Raw genomic sequence first — 3750 nt, forward strand, 5'->3', positions numbered from 1 at the left:
AATCGGCTTGGACCAGGTCGCCCCCTCATCCTCTGAAAGCTGAATATAGGGTCGGCAATCATGGAAACCGTGCTTGACGAGATACAAAAGGGCGATTTTCCCGCTGGCTAGTCGCAGCAAAGAGACCGAGCCGGTAGTCTGTTCAGCCCAATTGGAAACTAAAATCTCCGTCTTTTCACTCCAAGTGCGCCCCTCATCATAGGAACGCGTCATTCCAACGCACCCTTCGCTGTCATCACCGACCCCGCCAGTAAAGTGCCACCAGGCAAATAGAAGACTGCCATCCTTAAGCGTAACAAAGCTCCCCTCAGTATTCCGAGGACTTTCCGGAGTCGCCATGATTTCCATCACGATCTCATTCATATCACTCACCCCTTATAAAAGACTGTACCCCAAAGCTTCGGCAACGCAATTACTGAATTATCTTTCCCCATCTTCCGCCCCGGACTGCAGTGGATTAGGACTATAAGGATTTGACTGATTGGTCTTTAGCCTTTCACCTTTATTTACAGTCAGTAGCAGGAAGTGGTTTCGTTCCTTTTGGTGAAATCGTAGTGGCTCCTGGGGTGGTGAGTTTAATTCGCTGCGGCTTGCCATAACAGAAATTAGTGCCACCTGGTGTAAGCTTATCTTTATTGAAACGTTTGGCATGCCCATCAGCGAGTACCACATTCGTTCCACTGCTGTGCAGATCACTAGGCAGATCGTATCCTGGGATGAAATCAGCATCGTCAATATATTCTGGAGATTCATCATAGAGAAGATAAGTATCTGCAAGAAATGTTATCTTATTCAAAGTCAGAGGGATACGATTCCCTTTAACCAAAGGCGTGAAGTGATGGTTATAAGCATAGGTACACATGGCAAGCCCCGCGTTCCAATCCACCTCCCCTTGTCCAATCCTCTTGTTTTTAACCCATTTATTATATTGTGGGCATTTGTAAAGACCTAAATTTTTGGTATAGGGATAGATCGATCCTTTAGAAGGGTTGGCGATCTTTTCATCAAAATTGAAGTTCTTCGGTCTTTTGTTATTCGGACCGTATGTATCCCGCCAGCACATTTGCGAACTCTCCGCGCACACCCAACCTGCATACGTCGGATGTGAACCGGCTTGACCGTCGAAGGGGAAGCGATCGTTCCAGTCATTACAATATTGCATGAATGCTCCCCCAAGTTGTTTCATATTGCTTAAACAGGCCGTTGAGGGTGCGAGTCCATCTCTCCTAGGTAGCAAAGGAAATATGATGAGGATTAGAATTAATATGACAACTACAAAAAAAATCACCAGTAGAATACTAATCGGCTTTCTGCATATTTGCTGTTCGTCCATCATATCCTCCAGAATGAACCTTCAACACAATAGTAACATGCTGCCCGTTAGATGTCAAGTATAGAAGCCCCTCGGCGATTTGCGCTGAGAGGCTTCTATTTTAAATTCGTCTAATTGCCTACTGTTTTGTCAAGTTGAGACTTATAGTCCTCTCTAAGGGGGATCCTATAAGCGCTTAGTCCTTCACAATACGAGGCGTGATGAATATCACGATCTCATTCATATCCACCCACCCCTTATAAAAGACTGTACCCCAAAGCTTTGGCAACGCAATTACTGAATTATCTTTCCCCACCTTCCGCCCCGGGCTGCAGTGGATTAGGACTATCAGGATTTGACAGATTCGTTTGTAGGGGCGTAGCAAGCTACGCCCTCCAGAGGACAGGGCAAGCTCTGCCCCTACATCGGAAGTGGTTTTTATCTAATGTAACTAGCTTGCTATAGTGAGTTTCCTGGACAAAAGAAGGGTAAACTAAATTAGAATTAGAATTTACGTGTTGGTCGCGCTAGACGGGGAGCTAGCGGTGCCCTGTACCCGCAAACCGCTATAGCGGGGTTGAATTCCGACTCTCGGTGTGTGTTTGTACGCTCCACGTTGTTTGGGCGTTGTTGACGATTGGGCGCTACGCGGCGATCTGCTTGCGAACCCTGTCAGGTCCGGAAGGAAGCAGCAGTCAGCTTGCTAGAGCGTGCGCCGTAGTTTTCCCGATCCGAGACGTTTGAACTCACGCGTCGTGTAGGCGCCCATCAAAAGCCGGTGCGCGGCCAATTATTTTAGTGCGTATTGCGTATTACGTATCCGGAATCCGGAGAATACGCACTACGCAATACGCAATACGAATGGCATATACAGCGCTTTATCGCAAATATCGGTCTCGGGGATTTGAGGAGGTTTTGGGTCAAAAACATGTGACCCAGACCCTCCAAAATGCCATTCGTACCGAAAAGTTCTCCCACGCATATCTCTTCTGCGGCCCGCGAGGCTGTGGAAAGACTAGCACCGCTCGACTTCTTGCCAAAGCCTTGAACTGTCTCGAAGGCCCTACTGCCGAACCGTGCGATACCTGTGTGATGTGCAAACAGGTTCGCGAGGGCGGAGCAATCGATGTGGTCGAGATGGACGCCGCTTCCGAAACCGGCATTGAGAACGTTAAAGAAACGATTATCGAAAACGCCAAATACCCGCCGATGGAAGCGCGATACAAGGTCTATATCATCGACGAAGTCCACGACCTATCAGCCAAAGCGTTTGATGCGCTGTTAAAAACCCTCGAAGAGCCGCCTGCGCATGTTATCTTCGTGCTCGCCACCACCGAAATGCAGAAAGTGCCTGCCACTATTCGAAGCCGTTGTCAGCTTCACCAATTCCACCGCGGCAGTATGGCCGACATTATCGCCCGCCTCGAATTTGTGGTTAATGCCGAAGGTCTGAAGGCCGAACCTGCGGCGCTGGCGGTTATCGCCCGCATGAGTGATGGCTCCTATCGCGATTCGCTGACCCTTTTAGAGCAAGTCATTGCCTTCGGGACGGAGCAAATCAACGCCGATACAGTCAGCAACGCTCTCGGTTTAGTCGAAGAGGATGTACTCAATCAGATTTTGGATTCTTTAGCGCTGGGTGAAGCTGCGGGAGTTCTTGAAGGCATCGAGAAGGAAATGGCGCATGGACGAGAGGCGCGTTCGATTATCGAATCGCTCATCGGCAAGATGCGTGAACTCGTTTTTATCGCCCACAATGTCGGCTCAGATGAATGGCTCGATCCACACAGACGCGGGGTGCTTTACGAGCAATCGGTAAGAATTGGCCGCGGCAGATTAATGCGTTGGTGGAGCAAGCTATCTGAAGCTGCTTGGCAACTTCGTAATGTTGGCATGCCGCGCTTGTGGCTTGAACTCACGCTTTTAAATATGGCTTCCGAATCCAATGAACCTGCGCCCGTGGAAGCTCGGACACCCCCCCCCGAAAGACCTCAGGAAGAGCTACCGGCTGCCAAGCTGCGCAAGTTCTCCAAGCCATCACAAAAACCCGATGTTGAAGCATCAACGCCAACGCCTGAAGAACCACCGCAGGCGACTGAAGCTCCGGAACCCATTCAATCGCCGATTGAAGCCGGAGATGATTACTCACGATGCTTAGCAGCTTGGAATAGCGTTGTTGAGAAGATGAAAATCAAGTCACCAGCCGGTTCTCAAGTGCTATCGGGGGTTAAAATCGGGGCGGTTAATGGCAGAACTATCGTTTTATCCTTCCCTTCTGAATTCACTTATGAGAAAATGCAGAGCAAGGATCGCAGGAAGTTCGTCCTAACAGAACTCTGGGCTGAACTAGGCGATAAGAGCTGGCAGCTTGAATGCGAACTGCGAATCGACATTGCTCCGCCGCCTGAGGAAGACGATAACAACGCACCCGTCACCCT

Annotated in this window: 3 protein-coding genes and 1 other RNA gene; 2 read left to right on the forward strand and 2 right to left on the reverse strand. The window is 49.4% G+C overall.

Annotated features, from left to right (window positions below; genetic code table 11):
* Both WCO51_10950 and WCO51_10955 read right to left on the reverse strand, forming a co-directional pair.
* Positions 1-363, reverse strand: a 363-nt coding sequence (locus WCO51_10950) for a sialidase family protein (GenBank protein MEI6513772.1), incomplete at its 3' end; no start/stop codon positions are given.
* Between the two features lie 139 nt (positions 364-502).
* Positions 503-1336 (reverse strand): hypothetical protein, encoded by an 834-nt coding sequence (locus WCO51_10955; GenBank protein MEI6513773.1) that lies wholly within the window; start codon positions 1334-1336, stop codon positions 503-505.
* 498 nt (positions 1337-1834) lie between these two features.
* Here WCO51_10955 and ffs point away from each other — a divergent pair.
* Together ffs and dnaX are read left to right on the forward strand one after the other, a co-directional pair.
* Positions 1835-2098, forward strand: an RNA gene (ffs, locus tag WCO51_10960) — signal recognition particle sRNA large type.
* A 129-nt stretch (positions 2099-2227) separates the two neighbouring features.
* The coding region (gene dnaX / locus WCO51_10965; protein ID MEI6513774.1) for a DNA polymerase III subunit gamma/tau at positions 2228-3750 on the forward strand (1523 nt) is incomplete at its 3' end.

The organism is bacterium (genome assembly GCA_037131655.1).
Lineage (GTDB): Bacteria > Armatimonadota > Fimbriimonadia > Fimbriimonadales > JBAXQP01 > JBAXQP01.